The organism is Nitrospira sp., from assembly GCA_024760545.1.
Classification (GTDB): domain Bacteria; phylum Nitrospirota; class Nitrospiria; order Nitrospirales; family Nitrospiraceae; genus Nitrospira_D.
Genome location: CP060501.1, coordinates 288,151 through 309,301, shown reverse-complemented (window position 1 = coordinate 309,301; position 21,151 = coordinate 288,151). Strand labels below are relative to the sequence as shown.

Below are 21,151 nucleotides of genomic sequence, written 5' to 3'. Positions count from 1 at the left end.
ACTTCCCTCCTCCTCACCGACCGAGATACGATCCGGTGCCGGTCGCGCCATCGCTCCCGTCATGCTTACCGTGCACGGACACACGAGCGTCGCCGCTCACTTCCTCCACCGAGGCCAGCAATCGCGACACTTCCAGCATGCCCCTCACGTTGTTTTCGGCTTTGAACAACCTGGAAAGAAACGGATGATCGACAGCCGCATCACGGACCGATGGGGACGACAGGTCGTCAATATCGATGGTGCGGATTTCGGGCACCTCGTCGATCAGGATACCGACTTGTTGAGCGCCATGTCGTACGATCACCGCATATTTTTGGACGTCCGCCATAATAGATGTACCCAAAGTCGACCGTAAATCGGCCAGGGGGATAATGGTCCCGCGTAGATTGGCGACGCCAACCAGCGTTGCGGGCATGCCGGGCACCGGCGTGATCGACTCAAGTTTGAAGACTTCACGAACGTGGCCTAGGTCTATGGCAAAGCTTCTTCCTCCCAGTGTGATCAGGCAGACTCTCAAGGTACCTGTCGATCTTGCCTGCTCCAGTGTTGCGTCTGGGCTAAGCTGGGGTAAGTTACAGAGTGGATCCATCGTCTCCCGGCCCATGCATCATCAGCTCACTCAGCCAAGCGCTAGCTTCACCGCCTGCAGAAGGTCTTCCGATTTGAAGGGTTTTACGACGTGACCGTTGGCTCCTTGTTGCTGCCCCCAGAATTTATCGCTTTCCTGTCCCTTCGAGGTGCACAGCACGATCGGGATGTTCTTGAATCGAGCATCATTCTTCAAATCCCGGCACGCCTGAAATCCGTTCCGACCCGGCATCACCACGTCCAAGACAATGAGGTCCGGCTTCTCAGAGGCGATCTTATCTTCCAAACCGTCTGCGGTTGAGAACGACAGGACGGTATGGTGGGCAGCCTTGAGATATGACTCGATAAGCTGCAGTTCTGCATATGAATCATCGACGACCACGATTTTGCTCATAACGCCTTTCCTCTCCTTTCAATGGACTCTCAGGCTGTTCTCAGCGCATCGGCCTCACCACACTGATCGCGCAGATCAATCCATTGCCTGCACCTGCCTCATCGCTCGTACCCAAGGCACGTTTTCTCATCCCCACATCGTCGAATCATGCTGTCCCATGCAGTGTAACGACTTGTTGATGGATGGCAAGAAAACGCTGAATATCGGCATCGCTCCATGCGAAAATTGAAGCCGATATTGATGCCTAAATCAGTAAAAACGTAGTGATAATCAACTACATGGATGATAGGCAGGATGCCTTGTCGAGCAGAGGCATTTATGGGTGAAAATATTCGCCGAGGCGAGACACATCGAGGTGATGGGACAAATGATCAGCCCACCGATCAAGTTCTCCGGCTAGTCGATCCGTCACAACCGCTGACGTGAATTCTTCAAGTGGAGGAAGCCCTTTTCTCGTGCGAGCACGATTGAGCCAGGCTCGGCGAAACCCAGATTCATCAAATACACCGTGGATGTACGTGCCCCACACAAGGCCATCATTCCGGATCGCTCCATCGAATACTTCCTCCTTCGGAGCGGGCGATGATTGAGTCTCCCCATTCGATGCTACATATCGGCTGACTCTAAAACACGGACTTTCATTTCCGCGCAGCGTGACGCCCATGTGAATGTGATACCCGCGGACCACATTATGATCACCCACAAGGGCGTGCGTCGGGTGAGCTTCCACTTGCGCGGTCCGCTTGGTCTGCGTGAGCTCCGTCTCCGTATTCAGGTAGCCCAGTCCATAACTCGTACCGCCCTGTTCAACTTCATGAGGATCCGATATCTGTCGGCCAAGCATCTGATAGCCACCGCAGATACCGATCAGTTCTCGCCGACCATGCACATGATCATCGAGTGCTGACCCATAGCCTTTCTTTTGCAAGAAAGACAAGTCCGCCAACGTATTCTTGCTCCCTGGAATGATCACCACGTCCGCATCGATGAGATTCGATGGCGAAGCGGCATACTTCAACGCAACATCCCCCTCGGCCGCCAACGCATTGAAATCAGTAAAGTTGCTCATGTGCGGCAACAAAATCACCGCGATGTTGATCCGGTCAGTCGAAAAATTGGTTGCTCCATGACGGACGAGGTCAAGACTATCTTCTTGATCGAGCACGAGATCACGAAGAAACGGGACCACACCCAACACCGGGATCCCGCCTCGGGACTCCAAGAATTGCACGCCATCGTCGAATAACGTCGCGTCGCCACGGAATTTGTTGATAATAACCCCGCAGACTCTCGCGCGCTCCTCTGCCTCCAACAGATCCAATGTTCCAAGCACTTGAGCAAATACCCCGCCCCGATCGATATCCGCCACCAGGAGCACTTTGGCATCAGCCAACTTCACGACAGGCCAATTGACCAGATCGCGCTCCCGGAGATTGACTTCCGCCGCGCTGCCCGCGCCTTCAATCACGATCGCTTCGTATCGGCTCGCCAACCGAGCATAACTCTCTTCAACGACAGTCCAGAGCGTCCGCCGACCCTCGAAATACGACGATGCCTTCTGCTTCGCGAACACTTTTCCAAGCACGACGACCTGCGAGCAGTCGTCGAACTCCGGCTTGAGGAGAATCGGGTTCATATCGACATGGGGCGGAATCCCGCAGGCCTCCGCCTGCAACGCTTGAGCTCTTCCGATTTCAGAGCCGGCGGGAGTGACGAACGAATTCAACGACATGTTTTGGGCTTTGAACGGCGCGACACGCGCACCGGTCCGATACAGCAATCGGCACAGGCCGGCCGTGATCAGGCTTTTGCCCACATCTGACCCTGTACCGAGCACCGCGAGAGCGCGTGCCTTCATCGATGGTTCCTTTGCCACTGCTTTGCCTTGGCTAAACCGCGAGAGACGCAATCAGCCACCACTCGCCCGACCAGCACACCCATGATCGTGTGAGTGCCACTATACATATGCGGAGGTCCTAGCCCGCGCGCCTGACACGCAATCACGACCGCATCCGTGCCGGTCCCGGTCGCACCGGACCGGCCCTCCCACGTCGGCACCCCATGATCGCGCAGGACACCCGTCTTGGCCTCGGTGGCAACCTGCACCGCGCCGACCATAGCAGCGCCTGAAAGACTCCCGTTCGTGACGATGATGAGATTGATCGTTCCGGGTCTGGATGTTTCCCTTCGATGAATGCGGCGCAGCGGCCAGTCCCCGGCCCGAACTGCATTCGTCACTCCAACGGTGGCAAAACATTCCACCCAGAGCCGCCCCGCTGCAGCTCGAGCCATGACTAATTGCGTCATCGGTACTGCAGTCATCAACCCGATCGTTCCCGGAGCAACCCCAAGTTGAGTGGCCAACTTTCGCAGATAGCGCGCCGGATCAGGAAAGGGCCCATTCGAACCGGGCCTCGTTTCAACTTGATGGTTGAGAATGTGGGAAGCCGGACTGAACCCTCCACCTTGCGGGGCAGACGACAGCACACGCCTTCGGCCTCCGAGACTGATCACGAGTGTGGGGCCAATCACTTGATATTGGGTACGGACGCGTGTCGAAGTTCCCTTCATCGCAACTTTTCTTGGTGAAGCAGCTTCGACAAGGCTTGGATGAGCCGGTCATTCTCTTGTCGAGAGCGCACGGCAACGCGAATGGAACGGGAGTTCATTCCTGGAATAACAGAACAGTCGCGAACCAAGAGCCCTTCGACCCGCAACGGTTCGGCCATTTCACGTGACCGCCATCCACGTGGTAATTCCACAAGGAAATAGTTGGCATACGTCGGCATCACTGAACAGCCGGGCAGGGCGGCAAGCAGGTTTCTGAACCGTTTCCGTTCTCTCGTCATGAACCGAACGCTCTTTCGCGCGTGAGCCCGGTCATTTACCGCGGCGAGCGCAGCCACTTGTCCCATCGCATTCACGGACCACGTCGAAATCTGCTTACGGAAGGATTGAATCACTGAAGGCGCAGCCACCGCATATCCAATCCGCAGTCCGGGCAAGGCGTAAAACTTGGTGATGCTGCGCAAGATGACGACACGAGGCCACGAAGCGGCCTCTGGAAGAAATGATCGCTCCGGGCAATAATCGGCAAATGCTTCGTCTATGACCAACCAAATCCCTCGGCGCTGCGCAATACGTGCCAACCGCCGGACATCATCGATGGAACAGGTTTGCCCGCTTGGACTATTGGGATTGCAGAGCATGACTCCGTCGACGGTCTTGGATGTGCTCCGCCGTTTCTCCATGACACGACACAAGGCATCGATCGGTTGCGCGTATTGCTCCCGACGCTTCGCATAGACAGCATCCACACACCCTCCGGCTCGCGCCATCGATGCGGCATATTCCGAGAAAGTGGGCTGCGCAATCAGGAGATGACGAATGCTGAGTGCGCGAGGAAGCGCATCGATCAATTCCGTCGATCCATTTCCCATCACGATCCGTTCCGGAGTTGTTTGCCAGTATCTGGCCAGTGTCTGGCGGAGATCCCAACAATCCGGGTCGGGATAGTGACGTAACAGATGGCGAGCGTTGACGATTGCGCGCCAGACATGCGGCGAAGGACCTAACGGGTTGATACTGGCGCTGAAGTCGATGAGTTTCGTGATGTCATGGCCAAGTTCACGCGACGCCGCGTAAACATTGCCGCCATGGATTGGACTTTTCAGACGAGCCATACCGTTCCTACCGTCAGAATCACGCCCAAGAGACACGCGACGATCATGATACGAGATGCGATCACGAGGTCCTTCACCAGAGGCCGACGTCCAGGTATTCCGATGACAGGTCGTTCATCTGGTACTCCCCCGTAGTAATTGACTCCTCCCAGTTGAACTCCCAAGGACCCGGCCATCGCCGCCTCCGGTTGTCCGCTGTTCGGACTTGGGTGCTTGCCGCCGTCACGGCAAAGCGCACGCCACCCGGCCCTCACGCGATCACCCTGACCCGTGACTAAGCCAGCCGCAAGGAGAAGAAGGACGGCGGACAGGCGGGCTGGAATCCAGTTGGCAATGTCATCGAGCCGGGCGGAGGCCCAGCCAAAATCGACGTACCGTTCGTCTTTGTGGCCGATCATCGAATCCAATGTATTCACGGCCTTGTACGCAAGAGCCAGCGGAGCGCCTCCCATCATCAGATAGAACAACGGTGCGATAATTCCATCGCTCGTGCTTTCCGCCACGGTTTCAATCGACGCACGAACAATCTCCTCCTCTGAGAGTTGGTCAGTATCCCGACCAACGATTTGGCTGACAGCTCGACGAGCCTCGGTGAGATTGCCCTGCTCCAGTTGTCCCCTTACCGCCGACACATGATTCCACAGATCGCGCCCCGCCAGCGTCGTCCATGCAAGCCCGACCGACACCAGGCTTCCCAGCCACCAGGTCACCTGGTCGGTCAGCGCAATGAGTTCGCGGGTGAAGAAAAATACAGACGCCGGCAACCCGAGCGCCAGCAGCAGACCGCCTGTGCGGAGTGCATACGGATTCCGACAGATCTTTCTGACAGACCTGTCGTACCACGCAATCACTGCCCCCATGCCACGAACGGGATGTGGAAACCACCGAGGATCTCCCGCCACGGCATCGATGCTCGCTGCGAGCAGCAATTCGCCGCCGGTCATGATAGGACAAGCAACAGTGGGAGAAAGAGCAAGAAGAGGATCTCGACGACTTCATTCGTGGCGCCCAGAGTATCGCCCGTGATGCCACCGAACAAAGCCCGACAGCTGGCCTGAATGGCAACGATGACGACACAGCATCCGATTAACGCCATCATCGTTGCAGGGGCGCCTAGGCCTAGAACAAGCGCGACGGCCAGGACGACGGTCGATCCCAACACGTGAAACCAGGACAAATGCACGAGGAATGGAGCGGCCAATCCGCCTTCTGTTCTTGCGTAGGGAGAGAGCCATGCTAAGGTGACCATGGCCCAACGGCCCAAGGCCGGCATGCAAACGAGAGCTGGAATACGGAGTGACGACGGAAGCCCCGCCAAGGCCGCATAACGGAGAATCAACGACAAGAAAAGACCAGTCGCGCCAATCGCACCGATCCTCGGATCACGCATGATAGATAAACGATCGGCCGGCGTTCGGCCGCCGGCAAGACCGTCAAGCGTATCCGCCAATCCGTCTTGATGTAATCCACGAGTTATCGCGACGAGCAGCACGATCACCAATACGTTCACGACCTCCATGGCAAACAGTTTGGCCAGTACCGCGTCCGCCAACGCCAGCGCGCCACCGATCATGAGACCCACGGTGGAATACCACGCCATTGACGCAGCCAGCTCCGTTGCGGTCGGCTCATGATGACGACGACTCAGCGGAACCGCGGTCAAGAAATGCCAAGCGAATAGAAAAGGCCGAACGAAAGTTGTCATGCTCGGCGCTCCGACACACCTGCCTCGCCGAACGTTGCCATTTCCGTCATGATCTTGATGGCGGCGCACATCAGATTCATGGCCAAACAAGCGCCGGTCCCCTCACCCAGCCGTAGATCCAGATCCAGCAGCGGCTTCAATCCGAGATGGTCGAGCAATACCTGATGCCCGCGCTCCGCAGATCGATGGGATGCAATCATGTAACCAAGACACTTGGGCTGTAGACGAGCCGCGATCAGCGCGGCGGCTCCGGCAATGAATCCATCCAGTACGACCGGCACTCTCACCGAAGCCGATCCAAGAATGAGGCCGACGAGTCCGGCGATTTCGAGTCCGCCTACTTTCGAAAGAACTTCCAATGCGTCACTCGAATCAAGATGGTGAAAGGAGAGCGCCTCCTTGATGATCGACACCTTGTGCCGATAGCCCGCATCGTCGATTCCCGTTCCGCGCCCAGCCACCTCCTCCACCGGCCGCCCGGTCATCACGGCCGTGATCGCAGTGCTGGCCGTGGTGTTGCCGATTCCCATTTCACCGGTTCCGATCATTCCGATTCCCTGGTGGGCTGCGTCAATCGCGAGCTGAATGCCGACCGCAATGGCCTGCTCCGCCTGCTCTCGGCTCATCGCCGGTCCGGTAAGAAAGCTATTGGTTCCCGGCATGATCTTTTTGTGGATCAGCCCGGGTATCGAGCCGAATTCGTAGGCGACACCGATATCGACGACACGGACTTCAATTCCGGCATGCCGCGCCAACACATTGACCCCTGCGCCGCCGCGCAAGAAATTCAGCACCATCTGCGGTGTGACCTCTTGAGGATAGGCGCTGACACCTTCACGGGCAATCCCATGGTCCGCGGCAAACGTGAAGACGACACCTTTCGGCACGCTTGGCTTTACTTCGCCGACAATCATGGCATACCGCACGGCCAGTTCCTCCAGACGGCCGAGACTTCCTATCGGCTTGGTCAAACGATCGAGCCGAGCCTGAGCCTGTCGGGCCATCTGCTCGTCCGGCACTTCAATTTTGTCCACTACATCAACTAGTTTCATGACATCCTTTACTTCAGCCTTAAGGTCTGGCCGCTCACGACAAAGTGGACTTCATCGGCTTCATCCGCCACCAGCTGGTTCATCTTTCCGGCCAGATCGCGAAAGCGCCGGACGTCCGGTCCAACCGGGACCAGACTCATCCCGAGTTCATTACTGACGAGCACCACTTTCGCCGGTACCTTTCGAATGGCTTGAAGCAATCTCGCGATCTCTTCAACGAGCATTTTTTCAGTAATCTTCCCGCCTAAATTATTCAACCATAACGTAAGACAATCTATAACAATAGATTGATATTGCTTCCCTTTTCTATCAAGCCAATTCACGAGCTTCGCTGGAACCTCAAACGTCACCCAGTCGGAAGGGCGGGTCGATTGATGCCGAGTAATCCGAGCCATCATCTCATCATCCAGCGCCTGGCCGGTTGCGACAAAGGCCTTCGGCCGGTCCCCTTGTCCCAGGCGAAGCGCCACCTCGCTTTTGCCTGACGCCGCCCCACCGAGAACAAATATCAGTTTCCCCGCAGGCTGGGCTCGATCACGCTTCTTGGTTCTTCTTGGGCTGGACATCCCGCTCCCATAGGAACTCCGACTCACCCTGAGTCTTGGCCACCCAACGAGCCAATACAAATAGGGCGTCGCTGAGCCGATTGACGAACTTGATGATCGCAGGCTCTACCGGTTCCGTTTTCGATAGTGCGACGCACAACCGCTCTGCCCGGCGGCAGATCGTCCTGGCCTGATGCAGAAAGCCGGACACTTTCCCCCCTCCCGGCAGGATGAATTCTTTAAGGGGTTCCAGATCTTTTTGGCAGCGATCAATCAGTTTTTCCAGGCGTGTGACATCCTGCGCCGCCACTTGCGGCATATTCTTGAACGTCTGCCCGGGCGCCGTCGCAAGAATGCTTCCGACATCAAATAGCTTGTTTTGTACCCAGCGTAGTTCTTCTTCGAGCCGCTGGGCAGCCTCGTGCTCATCTGTCATGTCGGCATTCATCACGCGAACCACGCCGACCGACGCGTTGAGCTCATCCACCGTCCCGTAGGCTTCGACGCGCAAACTATCTTTCCAGACCTGCTGCCCTCCCGCCAGCCTGGTTTTTCCCGCGTCCCCTGTTCTCGTGTAAACCTTGGTGATGCGCATCACCTTTCCCCCCTCCTATCACGGGCTCGGTTGCCCCATGACTCATAATGGATCAACCGGCCAACCGGAATCCGCTTCCGCCACCCCACGGTTTCAAGATCGGGCCGCGCCTCAAAGCCGGCCACATATCCAAGGCAAAGATAGGCCAGCACCGTCACCGACTTGGGGACGCCGACCACCCGCTTCAGCGCCTCGTGGTCCAGAATACTGACCCAGCCGACACCGATACCTTCTGCACGAGCGGCCAGCCAGAGATTCTGAACGGCACAGCACGTGCTGTACAAATCCGTCTCGCGCACCGTCGCACGGCCCAGGACATGCGGACCGCCACGCCGCCGGCTGCACGTCACACAAAGATTGACCGGCGCTTCCTCGATGCCCTCCAGTTTCAAGCTTCGATAGAGAGCCGCCCTGCTGCCGGTATACCGTGCCGCAGCCTTAGCATTCACTTCATTGAATAAGCTCTTCACTGCACGTTTTGTCGAACGATCGCGGATGACCACAAAGTCCCATGGCTGCATGAACCCGACTGAACCGGCGTGATGAGCCGCCGTCAGCAACCGGGTCAGCACTTTGTTGGGAATCGGTGTCGGCAGAAAATTGCGACGGACATCGCGGCGCTCAAAAATGGCGCGATAGACGGCCTTGCGCTCGTTCACGGTGAACGCGTGATCCGCACCGTTATGATGTCGGGAGGCATCTGGCTTGGAAACCGCCCCATTGCTATGGGACCGTATTCCTTTAATGATACGGGTTTTACCGGGCATACCCTTCCTTATCCCAGTATCCATGCGATTGGCAACCTGTCCGTATTGAGCTGGGTGGAGGAAGCCGCTCCATCAGCCAATGTCCTCAATCGGTTGCTCTGCGCCGTCAAGACACCGGTCACGCTAAATAGCGAATGAATGGCACAGGTGAACCCGCGTCACACACCATCGTTCAATATCCGCTGCACGTCCATTATGAAGCACTGGGTCCGATAGTCTCTGTCGCCTGCGGCCCCAATTCTCCGGTGGCGATTTTTCTCAAACAGCCTGGACAAAGGCAGTCCTCAAATCGTGCGGCAATCCAATCCATTTGCTGTTCGGTAATCCCGACCGTCCCGCACCAACATTGATAGCCGCCGCACTCAAACGAGTTCCCGCATGCCCCGCAGGTCTTCTGTACCGGCCCTTTCAAAATTCAACTCCGGGCTGTGCTTTGATGCCCCGGCGGAAAGGATGTTTCACTTGTTTCATCTCCGTCACCAAATCGGCCTCGTCAATGAGTTTCGCCGGCGCCCCTCTACCGGTAATCACCACATGCTGCATCGGCGGCCGATCGCGAAGCACCGGCAGGACCTCTTGAAGACCGACATAGTCGTGCTGCAGCGCGATATTGAACTCGTCGAGGACGATCATGGCATAGGACGCATCGCTCAGGAATTCACAAGCCGTCTTCCAGGCCTGTTGCGCAAACTGCGTGTCGCGTGCCCGGTCTTGAGTTTCCCAGGTGTAGCCCTCTCCCATCCGCAGGAAGATGATTCGATCGCCCAGAGACTTCAGAGCGCGCTCTTCCGCAGTATCGAGAGCGCCCTTGATAAACTGCACCACCGCAACCTTCTGCCCGTGCCCGATGCAGCGCAGCACCATCCCCAGCGCAGCAGTCGTCTTCCCCTTGCCTGCGCCGGTATAGACGATTAACAGGCCCTTTTCCTGTTGCGCCTCCTCGATGTGTCGATCAACGGAGGCCTTCAGACGCTCCATTTTCGCTTTATGCTCGTCGTGATCCATCATCACGCCCGGCCCGCGCTTACCGATGTGCGACCGGCGGAATGACGGGCAGCATTCACCAGCGCCGTCCCGATCTGCGGCTGACTCGCAAAGTGCAGATGAGTATAGAGCGCGAGGACATTGTGTCTTGTCAATCCGTCCTTCCCCTTCGAACTGCCTTCTGCATCGCTCAGTGTACAGGCATACTGCAGCGGCTCTCTTGCAACCAACGTTGAATAGTGAAACTCGTGGCCTCGCGCTGTAACGCCGGCCTCTCCGAGAATGCTGCGTCGTGAACATTCCACCGTTCGATACCCCAAAGTAAGGCCGTGTTTCCGCATGGCCGTTTCGGCCGGAAAGACTCCGACCATTGCATGGGAACGGCCATCGAAATCGCGGATCGATTCCGTCAGATACATCAACCCACCGCATTCCCCATAGATCACCCCGCCGCGCTCGGCAAACCGCTTGATGGCCGCGCGCATCGAGGCATTTTTGGCCAACTCCTCGCCATACAATTCCGGATATCCACCGCCAAGATACAGCATCTCGACATCCGGCAATACGTCGTCGTTCAACGGAGAAAATCTCACGAGTTCGGCGCCGGCCGCTTCCAGCAATTCAAGATTGTCCGGGTAGTAAAAGCAAAACGCCCGATCCTGTGCCACACCGATTCGAACGGTACGGCCATGACTTTTTATCGCCGGCTGAGAGACTGATCCCGGCAGCGTGCCACACGAATGGGCGAGTGCCTCGATCCGATCAAGATTAACCGTCTCCAGCGCTGCCATTGCCAAGCGATGATAAAGCTGATCGCCACCCTGCTCTATGGCCATGACCAGTCCGAGATGCCGATCCGAAATGGTCATCGCGGGATCCGAACGCAAATATCCGACGGACACCACGTCGGTAGATTGCTCAACAGCCGCCTTCAGGAGTTGATAATGTCCTTCACTCCCGACACGATTGAACAAAACTCCCGCAACACGCAGCTCGGGATCAAAGCGCGCGTAACCGCCTACCATCGCCGCCGCGGATCGGGCCATCGCGCTCCCATCGACTACGAGCAGCACCGGCGCATTCACTTGCTTCGCCAATTCAGCCGTGCTGCCGACCTCGTTCAGCGGCGAACTGCCGTCGAACAGCCCCATCATGCCTTCGATAATCGAGATCTCCGCGTCGGCCGCGGCGCGGGCAAAGATCGAACGATTCAGGTCCCCCCCAAGCATCCACCCGTCAAGATTTCGAGACGAGCAGCCGGTAGCCGCCCGGTGATGGCTCGGATCGATAAAGTCGGGCCCGACCTTGAACGGCTGAACCCGGCGGCCTCGCTCACGCAAGGCCGCCAAAATCCCCAACGTGGCGGTCGTCTTCCCGACGCCGCTTGACGTCCCGGCAATGACCAACCGTGGATAATCCACCATGCTCATCTAGATCGGAAGATCATAATTGATGCGCACGCCGCCGAAAATCGAGCGGATCGGCGTGCCGAAGAACAGGACCTCTTCATACTTCTCATTGAAGATGTTGTCGAAACGCAAATAGGCCTGGACCTGCTTTGTGATGTCATAACTGGCGGAGAGATTCCAGACCACGAATGATGGGATCGGTCCGTTGTTGCCAACGTTGTTAAACCGCTCACCCACGTACCGCCCCTCCAGGTTACCCCGAAGACCCTCAAGAGGTTGATAGCTGATGATGGTCGTTATTTGATGGAGCGGCCACCTTGGCAGGCGTGTCTCCGAACCATCACTAATATCGCGCGTGGCTGAGTACGTATAATTGATCATCAGATCCAGGCTCTTAGCCCATGCTCTATCACGGAGGAGCTTCAACTTTGTGCTGACCTCCACGCCCTGCGCTCTAGCCAACCCCGCATTCTGCGCACAGAACCCGAACGAACCAGGCGCCGTACAAACAAGCGGATCAAACACAGACAGGATAAGATTGCGATAACGAGTCCAAAAGTATCCTACGCTGATCGAACCCCAATCATTTGGTAATGTTTGTTCAATGGCTGCATCCAAAGCTTGGCTCTTCTCGGGCTGCAAATTCGGATTCCCGAACCCAGGGAAAAACAATTGGTTGATCGTCGGTGCTCGAAACCCTGTTGCATAACTACCGCGCAGTTTTGTCCCCGTTTCTTGGTGCAGATATCCCCCAGTCACACGATACGTTGTGGCGCTTCCAAACACGTTATACTCGTCCTGCCGAATCCCCGCTGTTCCAAACACACGATCCCAAAGGTTGAGCTGTGCCTCCCCGAATCCCGCATGACTGCTGAGAACTTTATTCTCAAACGTGTTTATATTTGTAAGCAGGTCTCGATTGCTGCCCTTCTGCTCACGAAATTGATATCCACCTGTCAGCAACAAGGGTTTACCGACTTGAATGTTATGCTGCCATTCAATCCGGTTGCTCGTCGTCTCAATCTGTGACTTGAATGGGAACCCAATCGGCGCCGTTATATCGGTCACAACGTTCCGTTCGAAAGTTCCCCCGTTACTCACGAGATTGTCCGTCGCTCGCGACAATGTCAATCGTTGCGACCACCATGAGGTGATCGGCTGCGAATAGTTTCCTGCAAAAATGTATTGGGTATCATTTGATTTCGCCCCGAGAACATCCGCTGGATCGGATGCAAAGGTGACTGGATTAAACGCAAACCCATCGAAATTGACGACGCTCTGCATCCATCGAAAACTAAACTCGAGTCGTCCATCCCTGGGAAGATCGGCCCCGACCCGAACCGATCCCTGCCAATTGTGGTATCCATCGCGCTCAGCAGCACCGCGTCGATAATTGATGGCCGAAAATCCGGCCGAATCCAAACGGGTGAGCGAACCGGAAAAATCAATGGGCCCCTTCTTCCCGGCTAGGCTGCCTCCCCCTCGAATGGTATTGAATGATCCGTACTCGGTAAACGCGGAGATGTTGGGCTTGTCCCGCCCTCGCTTCGTCGTGATATTGATCACACCGCCCATCGCATCCGAACCCCACAACATGCTCTGGCTACCTCTCAGAATCTCAATCCGCTCGATGTTATCGGATGTGAGGTTGGCAAAGTCATAATTCCCGATCGTGGCGCTGTTGACGATCGCTCCATCGATGAGCACGAGCGTTTGCTCCGGCGTTCCGCCCCGCATCCGCACGTCCACGACCGTGCCGAGGCCACCACTTTGATTGATGGAAAGTCCTTGAGCCCAGCGCAGGGCCTCCACAACGGTTCTGACTTTTCGTTGTTGCATGTCTTCGCCGGTGATCACCTCTACGGCGCTGGTGACTTGCTTGGCTGGAATTGCTGTCTTGGTCGCGCTGACCACCACATCGGGGACCTCGATGACCTCTTGCTGATCGGCCATCGCGATATCCTGCGCAAATGCAGAGACTAGAGGAGAAAAGAGGCCGAATAGAAAAACGAGAAAACTGCACAACAAACACGGACGAACCCGACTCATGGAAACCTCCCTTTGACTCGAAGGGCATCGATAATCCCGGCAGTTGGGTCTCCTGACTTGCGGCTCGTCGTTAACTCTGCGCCTTCCCATGCGCCGAAGCACACAGTGGCATCGTGCAGAGTCACTCCCCGCTTACAGTGGCGGCACCGTGATGGATTTTCACCATCTTCCCCGTCGCTGACGGTATGGTCTTAAAGAATCCCCCCAGAATAATTGTTACGCACCCTGATTCCTATGCAGGAGAGGGGTGCCTCTCTTCCTGTCTACACCGGTTTGTATCGATCAACCGAACATTGCTGACTCGCTAAACTGACTCTGATCACAGGTCGTATGACTACCTGATGTAGTCGATGGAATACTTTGAAGAACGCAGGCTCATGGCGTCGAAATCCCAGTTGAATGTCAGCACGGCGGATTTCTTGGACGTGTGTGCGAGCAGACGCGTGCCGTCCTGCACGACGAGACTTGGAGCCTTCCAAAAATCCAGCGTCTTCTCCGCGCCGGTTCGGTTACAGACGATCAACGGAAGTCCTGTTTCATGAGTCCGCTGCTCCCACTCCCCATTCGGACCATGAATTCCAGGCCCCCATGACGCCGGCGACACCAACAGCTGCGCCCCTTCGAATCTCAGCGCCCTGGCGATATTCGAGGTATAGACGTCACTGCAGATGAGTACGCCGACCTTGATCCCATCGCACTCGATCGGAGCGACTGTCTCGCCGGGGCTGGACCATGCCAGTGAATCACTCACTACATTGATCTTGCGATGTTTACCCAAAATTTCCCCACTCGGGCCGATGACAAACACCGAGTTATAGCACCGACCGCCCTCCCGCTCCGGGCAGCCGAGAAATACGGTTCGCTTCAGAGTCCTGACCAGTTTGCAGACCTGTTGCATCCAAGGGTCTGGTTGCGGCTGTATCCAATCCGACCCGACGACGTGGGCAAACTGCAATCCGCACACCGCAAGCTCCGGCGTCACGATCCACTCGGCGCCGGTTGCGGCTGCATGCTTGATGGCCTCGACAATCACAAATCGGTTTCGCTCGATGGCCCCGGGAACCGTCTCAAGATGAAGCAGCGCGATCTTGCCCGTCCTCATATCACATTCCTCCGGACAGGGAGCGGCCAGGAAGCGTCACCCGAGGCAACCCGGTTCCCGGATGCCGATCCACCAACACCCGGCACCGATACACCGATTCCAACACCTCCGGTTCAATCACTTCTTCTGGGCGGCCCAGCCGTACCACCTGACCGTGATCCAGCAACAAAATCCGGTCGCAATACTGGCTGACGAGATTCAGATCATGGGACACGAGAACAACGGTTAAGCGGCGTTCCTCTTTGAGCCGGACTAGTACCGAACAGATTTCAACCTGATGCTGCAGATCGAGAAATGCGGTCGGCTCATCGAGCAATAAAACTTTCGGCGTCTGCGCAAGCGCCCGTGCAATCATGGCGCGCTGCCGCTCGCCACCGGAAAGATCCGTGACGGCACGATGAGCCAGGTGAACGATGTCCACCGTCATCATCGCCTCCTCGGCAATGGCCACGTCTTCTCGACTTTCCCATCCGAATCCGCTGGTCCATCGGCCACGAGGCCGATGAGGAAAGCGCCCCATGAGGACGGTTTCTGCTACGGTAAACGGAAAGAGCTGTTGGCTATCTTGTGGTACCACACCAACGGTACAAGCGACCTCCTGTTGAGCCATAGCGGCTAATTCTTGTCCGAACAAATCGATGCGGCCTTGCACCGGACGCAGCAGCCGCGCCAGCACTTTCAGCAAGGAGGTTTTCCCCGATCCATTGGGACCGACGACTCCCAACACTTCACCTGCTTGAGCGGAAAAGGAGACATCCTCAAGTATCCACCTGATGGCATCCAATCCCTTGGACTGGTAGCGGAACCGAACGGCCTGCACGTCGTACGCCGGATGTGGCTCGATGACGCCGACCGAGCCGGCAACTGCCTCTTGCTTCGACCGGCTGTCGGACAACTCACTCACGCCAAGCGATCCTTTCGCCAGAGCAAGAGATACACAAAGAATGGTCCACCGGCCAGGGCTGTAATAATGCCCACCGGAATTTCCGCGGGCGATATCAAGGTCCGCGCAATCGTATCGGCACCCATAAGAAAGGTGCCACCCACCAGAGCCGATGCAGGAAGAAGCAAGCGATGGTCCGCACCTGTGACCAAGCGCACGGCGTGGGGAACGACCATACCGATAAATCCGATCATGCCGCTGACGGACACGACCGCGCCGGTCACCAACGCCGTTAACACAAAGATGAACCGCTTCGCCTTTTCCGTATCGATTCCGAGGGTGCGAGCGGAATCTTCTCCCAACGCTAAGATGTTGAGGACCCGCATTTGGCTGAACAGAAGGAATAGGCCGATCGAAAGATAGACGGCGAGCCCAGCCAGACCACCGTAGGTGGGGGCGGTCAGCGTGCCCATCAACCAGGCCATCATCCCGTACGAACGATTCGGCTCCAGGATCGAAGTGATAAACATGATCAAGGCTGAAAAGATGGCGTTCAGAATCACCCCGGTCAGCAGCAGGCTGTGGATCGGCAACTGCTCATAGCTGGCAGCCATTCGATAGACGACCACCAACGCCAAGAGACCTCCGGCAAACCCGTAGGCTGGCAGCGCGGTTTCCGCCAAAAATGTGGTGCCCGCTCCAAGCAAGACTCCTACTGCAGCTCCAAGCGCGGCTCCGCTGGAGACGCCAAGCACATAGGGATCGGCCAACGGGTTCCGTAACAATGCCTGCAAGGCCACTCCCACTGTGGCCAGGGAACATCCAACCAAGAAACCCAGCAGCATTCTGGGCAGTCGGACGTGCAGCAGAATGGTTGTCGCCACATCCGATGTTCCACTGTTGATTTCCTTGCGGCTCACGGCGTCGACAAACACCCGTAGAATCTCACCATATGCAATCGGCTGCGCGCCGAAGTGAAGACAGACGAAACTGACCGCGATGGCCGTGAGAGCAAGAATTCCCAAGGTCGTCATCCACCGTGAATTCGTGAGAATGGCCCCTTGAGCCACAATGCCTCTAGCTGGGTTCACACGAGACGATTCGCTGGGCAAGAGTCCGGCACATGAACCGGACTGAACTGTGGCAGGCGTCTGCTTCAAAAGATCCTCATGGGTGACCGGTACTTTCACCGGAACCGAACACTTCCGGATGGATCGCACGGGCGAGTTGTTCCAAGGCCTCGACCACTCGAGGACCTGGACGATTCAACAGATTCGAGGAGACTTCGTGAAAGCGCTGCTGCTTGACGGCCGAAAGTGAGTCCCAGCGCCGCCATTGCTGCTGCTCGCTGCGCGGCACCGTCTCCACTTCACCGCTGGGAAAGATCAACACTTCCGGATCGTCCTTGAGCACCGCTTCCATACTCAGCTTCGGATAGGCCATGCCGGCCTGCGCAGCGATGTTCACCCCTCCCGCGAGGCCGATCATCTGGTGGATGAAACTTCCCGGCCCTACGGTAATCAACGGCTGACTGTTCAGGACATACAGCACCCGCCGCGCCGGCGGCGTTTCGACTTTGCGTCGAATCTCGGCGATGCGTTGACGCATGCTCTGAGTCACCTCATTGGCGGCCGGCACTTTCTCAAACATTTTTCCCAACGTATGAATTTGCAACAGGATATCTTCCACTGTTTGAGCTTCAAGAAAGAAAAGGGGGATCTTCAGCTGCTCGAGCTTCGTCTGCAGATCAGGACGGAGAAAATCTCGGGGGGCCAGGACTAATTCCGGACGGAGGGCAATCAAGGCTTCCGCGCTGGGGTTCGAATATCCCACCTTGGCTTTTGATTTCGCCGCCGCCGGAAAGTCACAAAACTCGGTCACGCCGACGATCTGTTCATCCAGCCCGATCGCAAACAGCATTTCGGTAATGCTCGGAGCGAGCGATACGACGCGGGCAGGCGGCTTGGCAAGGTAGATCCTGCGCCCGGCATCATCCACAAAAGCCCGCGACGACACATGCGTCATAAAGGGCATCCCAGTGAGGATCCCCTGTTGCCGCCGTTTCATCTCAGTGCAATCTCCTCGCTCGCATTCGGCCGCCTGCACAAGAGGCAGGGACAGCACAGTCAGGAGACACGCAGCAATAACAGAATGATATCTTCGCCATCGAGTCAAAAGAAAAAATCCCCAAGGCCTGGATAGACCCTGAGGATTGCACCCGCTCCTTCATCCTCACCTGTTCCCCAGCCTCGAGGGAACAATGGTCACCCTCTCTGAGCAGGTCTTCTGGCTCATGGTTCATCCTACTCCCCGCGCCTTCCCAACATGCACGTGAAGCGTATCTCGTGGATCGTATCTCGCATCAAGACCGAGACGTTTCACGATTCACGAACGACGTTTCACGGCCACGCCAGTGGCGTCGACGGGTTTCGTCCCCATTTACAGCGGCGGGACCGCGAGGGCGTTTCACCCTCTTCCCTTACTCAGGAGTTCTCGCGCCCAGAACAATAGGAGAGACCGCCAAATCTTGTCAAGTTCGATCATGCCGGGCCTTCATGCATCATGAAACAGTCGGACGCTTGTGAGTGTTCGGCAGGCTATGGTAGTATCCGCACGCTAACTTCGAGTTCACTCAGCGGAAAGGGAGTACGACCGTGGCATTACAATGCGAGATTTGCCTAAAGAAGCCCGTATCGGGCAACAATGTCAGTCACGCCAACAATAAGACCAGGCGCGTGTTTAACCCCAATATCCAGACCGTTCGCGCTGTGGTCGGCAAAAGCCATCGGCGTATTCGGGTCTGCACCCGCTGCCTGCGTTCAGGGTTGGTTCGTAAAGCAGTCTGACGGCTTTCATCCCTTCCCACGGAAGTTACGGCGCTCCCCAGATTGTCCGACCTCCCTTCTCCACCAACTTCATGGCGGAAGGCTCGTTAGGAGAAAGGGTCAAGGTACGATTACCGTCCTTGCTCCTGAGTACGAGTCCGACTCGCCGTTTGCATCCCTCAGATTCACGTTGAGGTGGTCCAAAAGTATTACCGTGGGAATTGGATCAACCTGTGTACCCATCTACGGCTTAGTGCCGATAAAAATAAATCCGTTCGTTCTCGTGCTATTCAACGCCGCACTGGTAAGCGTCTTGGTCCCGGCGTCATACGTTCCAATCCCGGTCAGCGTATCTGCCCCGTTGCTGCATGCGGCTTGTCCACCGAAGGTCACCGTAATGTTAAACACGTTCCCATGAGTCCGAGGTGAAAATGAGCCGGTGAAGGTGCACCCAGTACTGGAACTGCCTGATATTCCTCCATTGGAAGTCAAGACCACCGTCGCGGTTTCATTCGCAGCGACCTCACCGGTATAGGTTCCCGCAACGGCATTCATATCCGGCGTCAACTCATACGCGCTATTGTATGTCGTCGTAAAAGTACTCTGTCCACCGGTCTGATAGACAAGTGTGCCATTCAGATTTTGCTTTATCGCATAGTTCCCATTGATTGTGGCGTTACGTATTGGCTGTCCCTCCAAATTGAAATCCCTGGCGTTTGAAGACGTGAAGACACCATTTTGCGAACTGCTATCGCCTTGTATGAGCCCAGCGACAACCGATGGATCGCCAACTGCGGAATAAAGGACCCAGTACACACCGTCGTCGAGTACAAGCCCGGCAATGGTCCGATTCGTGTCCGTAGTGCCGGTCCAAAACCCCTCGGCAGAGGCTGCCGGGAGAGGTGCAGGAGATGGCTGCGGCGTATCACCGTTGCCACTGCAGGCGGAAAGACTGACGAGAAGCAATAAGCTAAGAACGCCACTCTGAATCCATTTCAAATGCATGTGTGTTCTCCCTACATGAAGCTTGGCCCGAGTCTCAAAAAGTAGCGGAGTGTTCCTAACAGCCTGTGTAGGAAGACTCCAATCCCTCTCAAGATGGGGCTAGCAGAATTGAACTCTAACTAGTTGGTTCAAAATTGGACGGGATGGCCCGCTCCCAACGAAATCGTGGCGGAATGAACGGTAATAAGAAGGTCACTAGGCTTGCCGTGAGAGAAGCAGAGGAGCCGTCGGCACGAGCAAGCTCGGTATGGAACGGGCAATGGGATTTGAACCGCACTCCGTCGCCGGTTCAGCTCTGAACCCTGCTTCCCGGCTCCAATAACACTGAAGGTGTTTATCCGCTCGCGACAGATACAAAAAACGAAAAAGAGCTCGCGGTCGGGTCAAGCGAGGTATGGAGCGGGCGATGGGATTTGAACCCACGACAACTAGCTTGGGAAGCGGATCATGGTTAAAACACCAGCATACTCCATGACACTCAGGATCACGGCAGACACAAGCCTATCAAGGGGTTTGTGTGCTGCCGTTGTTTCTTGTGGCATCCCATGGTATCCCCTAACCGTGACTCTTTTCGGATTCCAACCGTGACAGAAACCGTGACGGACCCCCCCGGCATGTTTGTCGTTGGCGGGGGTGCCTTTTGGGGTCCTCTACGACTAGCCATTTATTCAGCGGCATTTCTGTCACCAAAAGAGCTCCCTGGGTCTTCCTAAAACGATATACTCATTAGTCCGTTCTGTTGCTCACCTTTACACCTTATTACCACCTGCCATGCTCTCGAATGGCCGGCCCCCCACCGGCTTAAGGAAAAGTAACCTATATTTGGTTTGCGCCGCCACGACAAAACGAAGTCATTCACGGTGTCTAATCCTCCCTATGGTTCCAGTCTTCCTAAAGCCAACTCGAAAGGATGGCGCTGTTCAAGAATGGACAGCCTGTTCCTACTACCTGCCCCCTGAATGAGGGATTATTTCGATGGTCCCAATAGAGGTAGTTTTGGGGCACCACTTACCCTGAAGAGGCTAGGGATTCCCAATTGATTCAAGCAAGCCTACTCCAACAAGAAAGGAGGTGAAGCATATGAAAGCAGAACAAAAAGAATCATATGTCACGCCAGTGTTCGCGAAACACGAGTTGTTGCGAGACATCACTGCGACGCGTTCTGGTAAAGGCAATTGCGGTTTTGGTAATGGCGGTTACGATGGCGTGCCGGGAAATTCGAATTGTCAGGACATCACCCGTTGATCAACTTGGCAGCGCTGGTTCGTGAGTTGATCAGATGTTCAGTGGGGATCCACGGACCCAGGCGGGGGTTGCTCAAGTCCAAGACCTGGGCAATCCCCTCTCTTACCAAGGGAATACACGGTTTAAGCCGTAGCCTGGCCTCGTACCCATTCACTTCATTTGAGTCCGTTTTGTCGCTCTCATTAACACCGTAATAACACCTGCCTCCTGACCCCCCACCCTCGAGTGGGCGGCCCCCCCACCCGTCATCGGTTTAGGTACCATATTGGTTTTGCAACACCAGGGCAAAAGCGGGAAGGCGGTGTCCGTAGTAGCGTGAT

Annotated in this window: 23 protein-coding genes and 2 riboswitches; of the genes, 3 read left to right on the top strand and 20 right to left on the bottom strand. The window is 56.3% G+C overall.

Annotation, left to right across the window (positions count from 1 at the left end):
• Positions 1 to 13: 13 nt before the first annotated feature.
• From H8K03_01430 to bluB, 11 genes are all read right to left on the bottom strand, one after another.
• Complete coding sequence (locus tag H8K03_01430) at positions 14 to 604, bottom strand: purine-binding chemotaxis protein CheW (protein UVT20608.1); 591 nt, start codon at positions 602 to 604, stop codon at positions 14 to 16.
• A 15-nt stretch (positions 605 to 619) separates the two neighbouring features.
• The gene (locus H8K03_01425) at positions 620 to 982 is read right to left on the bottom strand and encodes a response regulator (GenBank protein ID UVT20607.1); all 363 of its coding nucleotides are present in this window, start codon (positions 980 to 982) and stop codon (positions 620 to 622) included.
• A 316-nt stretch (positions 983 to 1,298) separates the two neighbouring features.
• Positions 1,299 to 2,840 (bottom strand): cobyric acid synthase, encoded by a 1,542-nt coding sequence (locus H8K03_01420; GenBank protein UVT20606.1) that lies wholly within the window; start codon positions 2,838 to 2,840, stop codon positions 1,299 to 1,301.
• Positions 2,837 to 3,553 carry an adenosylcobinamide amidohydrolase gene (locus H8K03_01415; GenBank protein ID UVT20605.1) on the bottom strand — a complete coding sequence of 239 codons (717 nt, stop codon included), beginning with the start codon at positions 3,551 to 3,553 and terminating at the stop codon, positions 2,837 to 2,839. The genes H8K03_01420 and H8K03_01415 overlap by 4 nt, the downstream gene beginning before the upstream one ends.
• The gene (locus H8K03_01410; GenBank protein UVT20604.1) at positions 3,550 to 4,665 is read right to left on the bottom strand and encodes a threonine-phosphate decarboxylase; all 1,116 of its coding nucleotides are present in this window, start codon (positions 4,663 to 4,665) and stop codon (positions 3,550 to 3,552) included. Before H8K03_01410 ends, H8K03_01415 begins: the two co-directional genes overlap by 4 nt.
• Complete coding sequence (gene cobD, locus H8K03_01405) at positions 4,653 to 5,609, bottom strand: cobalamin biosynthesis protein CobD (protein UVT20603.1); 957 nt, start codon at positions 5,607 to 5,609, stop codon at positions 4,653 to 4,655. The genes H8K03_01410 and cobD overlap by 13 nt, the downstream gene beginning before the upstream one ends.
• Complete coding sequence (locus H8K03_01400) at positions 5,606 to 6,370, bottom strand: adenosylcobinamide-GDP ribazoletransferase (GenBank protein UVT20602.1); 765 nt, start codon at positions 6,368 to 6,370, stop codon at positions 5,606 to 5,608. Before H8K03_01400 ends, cobD begins: the two co-directional genes overlap by 4 nt.
• Positions 6,367 to 7,422, bottom strand: coding sequence for a nicotinate-nucleotide--dimethylbenzimidazole phosphoribosyltransferase (gene cobT / locus H8K03_01395; GenBank protein UVT20601.1), 1,056 nt, complete (start codon positions 7,420 to 7,422; stop codon positions 6,367 to 6,369). The genes H8K03_01400 and cobT overlap by 4 nt, the downstream gene beginning before the upstream one ends.
• Before the next feature lie 8 nt (positions 7,423 to 7,430).
• Positions 7,431 to 7,988, bottom strand: a complete 558-nt coding sequence (cobU, locus tag H8K03_01390) for a bifunctional adenosylcobinamide kinase/adenosylcobinamide-phosphate guanylyltransferase (protein ID UVT20600.1) — start codon at positions 7,986 to 7,988, stop codon at positions 7,431 to 7,433.
• The gene (locus H8K03_01385; GenBank protein UVT22345.1) at positions 7,957 to 8,562 is read right to left on the bottom strand and encodes a cob(I)yrinic acid a,c-diamide adenosyltransferase; all 606 of its coding nucleotides are present in this window, start codon (positions 8,560 to 8,562) and stop codon (positions 7,957 to 7,959) included. The genes cobU and H8K03_01385 overlap by 32 nt, the downstream gene beginning before the upstream one ends.
• Positions 8,562 to 9,329 carry a 5,6-dimethylbenzimidazole synthase gene (gene bluB, locus H8K03_01380; protein ID UVT20599.1) on the bottom strand — a complete coding sequence of 256 codons (768 nt, stop codon included), beginning with the start codon at positions 9,327 to 9,329 and terminating at the stop codon, positions 8,562 to 8,564. Before bluB ends, H8K03_01385 begins: the two co-directional genes overlap by 1 nt.
• On the opposite strand from bluB, the gene H8K03_01375 reads away from it, so the two are divergent.
• The gene (locus H8K03_01375) at positions 9,231 to 9,467 is read left to right on the top strand and encodes a hypothetical protein (protein UVT22574.1); all 237 of its coding nucleotides are present in this window, start codon (positions 9,231 to 9,233) and stop codon (positions 9,465 to 9,467) included. The genes bluB and H8K03_01375 overlap by 99 nt on opposite strands.
• A 55-nt stretch (positions 9,468 to 9,522) precedes the next feature.
• Here the strand turns inward: H8K03_01375 and H8K03_01370 are convergent, their stop codons facing one another.
• The 8 genes from H8K03_01370 to H8K03_01335 all read right to left on the bottom strand — a co-directional run bounded on the left by H8K03_01370 (position 9,523) and on the right by H8K03_01335 (position 17,823).
• Entirely contained in the window at positions 9,523 to 9,741 is a 219-nt protein-coding gene (locus H8K03_01370; GenBank protein UVT20598.1) for a cysteine-rich CWC family protein, read from the bottom strand.
• A complete protein-coding gene (gene cobO, locus H8K03_01365) occupies positions 9,738 to 10,337 on the bottom strand; it encodes a cob(I)yrinic acid a,c-diamide adenosyltransferase (GenBank protein ID UVT20597.1) in 600 nt (199 codons plus the stop codon). Before cobO ends, H8K03_01370 begins: the two co-directional genes overlap by 4 nt.
• Positions 10,337 to 11,737, bottom strand: coding sequence for a cobyrinate a,c-diamide synthase (locus tag H8K03_01360; GenBank protein UVT20596.1), 1,401 nt, complete (start codon positions 11,735 to 11,737; stop codon positions 10,337 to 10,339). Before H8K03_01360 ends, cobO begins: the two co-directional genes overlap by 1 nt.
• A 6-nt stretch (positions 11,738 to 11,743) precedes the next feature.
• Positions 11,744 to 13,771: a TonB-dependent receptor gene (locus tag H8K03_01355; GenBank protein UVT20595.1), complete on the bottom strand. Its 2,028-nt coding sequence runs from the start codon at positions 13,769 to 13,771 to the stop codon at positions 11,744 to 11,746.
• Positions 13,772 to 13,795: 24 nt separating this feature from the next.
• A riboswitch (cobalamin riboswitch) is annotated at positions 13,796 to 13,990 on the bottom strand.
• 115 nt (positions 13,991 to 14,105) lie between these two features.
• Positions 14,106 to 14,873 carry a carbon-nitrogen hydrolase family protein gene (locus tag H8K03_01350; GenBank protein UVT20594.1) on the bottom strand — a complete coding sequence of 256 codons (768 nt, stop codon included), beginning with the start codon at positions 14,871 to 14,873 and terminating at the stop codon, positions 14,106 to 14,108.
• A 1-nt stretch (position 14,874) separates the two neighbouring features.
• Entirely contained in the window at positions 14,875 to 15,768 is an 894-nt protein-coding gene (locus tag H8K03_01345; protein UVT22344.1) for an ABC transporter ATP-binding protein, read from the bottom strand.
• Positions 15,769 to 15,773: 5 nt separating this feature from the next.
• A complete protein-coding gene (locus H8K03_01340) occupies positions 15,774 to 16,790 on the bottom strand; it encodes an iron ABC transporter permease (GenBank protein UVT22343.1) in 1,017 nt (338 codons plus the stop codon).
• A gap of 133 nt (positions 16,791 to 16,923) precedes the next feature.
• The gene (locus H8K03_01335; GenBank protein UVT20593.1) at positions 16,924 to 17,823 is read right to left on the bottom strand and encodes a cobalamin-binding protein; all 900 of its coding nucleotides are present in this window, start codon (positions 17,821 to 17,823) and stop codon (positions 16,924 to 16,926) included.
• 191 nt (positions 17,824 to 18,014) lie between these two features.
• Positions 18,015 to 18,274: riboswitch (cobalamin riboswitch) on the bottom strand.
• 136 nt (positions 18,275 to 18,410) lie between these two features.
• On the opposite strand from H8K03_01335, the gene H8K03_01330 reads away from it, so the two are divergent.
• Positions 18,411 to 18,602: a 50S ribosomal protein L28 gene (locus tag H8K03_01330; GenBank protein ID UVT20592.1), complete on the top strand. Its 192-nt coding sequence runs from the start codon at positions 18,411 to 18,413 to the stop codon at positions 18,600 to 18,602.
• Positions 18,603 to 18,824: 222 nt separating this feature from the next.
• Here the strand turns inward: H8K03_01330 and H8K03_01325 are convergent, their stop codons facing one another.
• Positions 18,825 to 19,586 (bottom strand): hypothetical protein, encoded by a 762-nt coding sequence (locus H8K03_01325; GenBank protein UVT20591.1) that lies wholly within the window; start codon positions 19,584 to 19,586, stop codon positions 18,825 to 18,827.
• A 1,080-nt stretch (positions 19,587 to 20,666) separates the two neighbouring features.
• Between H8K03_01325 and H8K03_01320 the strand changes: the two genes are divergently transcribed.
• Positions 20,667 to 20,831 carry a hypothetical protein gene (locus H8K03_01320; GenBank protein UVT22573.1) on the top strand — a complete coding sequence of 55 codons (165 nt, stop codon included), beginning with the start codon at positions 20,667 to 20,669 and terminating at the stop codon, positions 20,829 to 20,831.
• Positions 20,832 to 21,151: the final 320 nt, after the last annotated feature.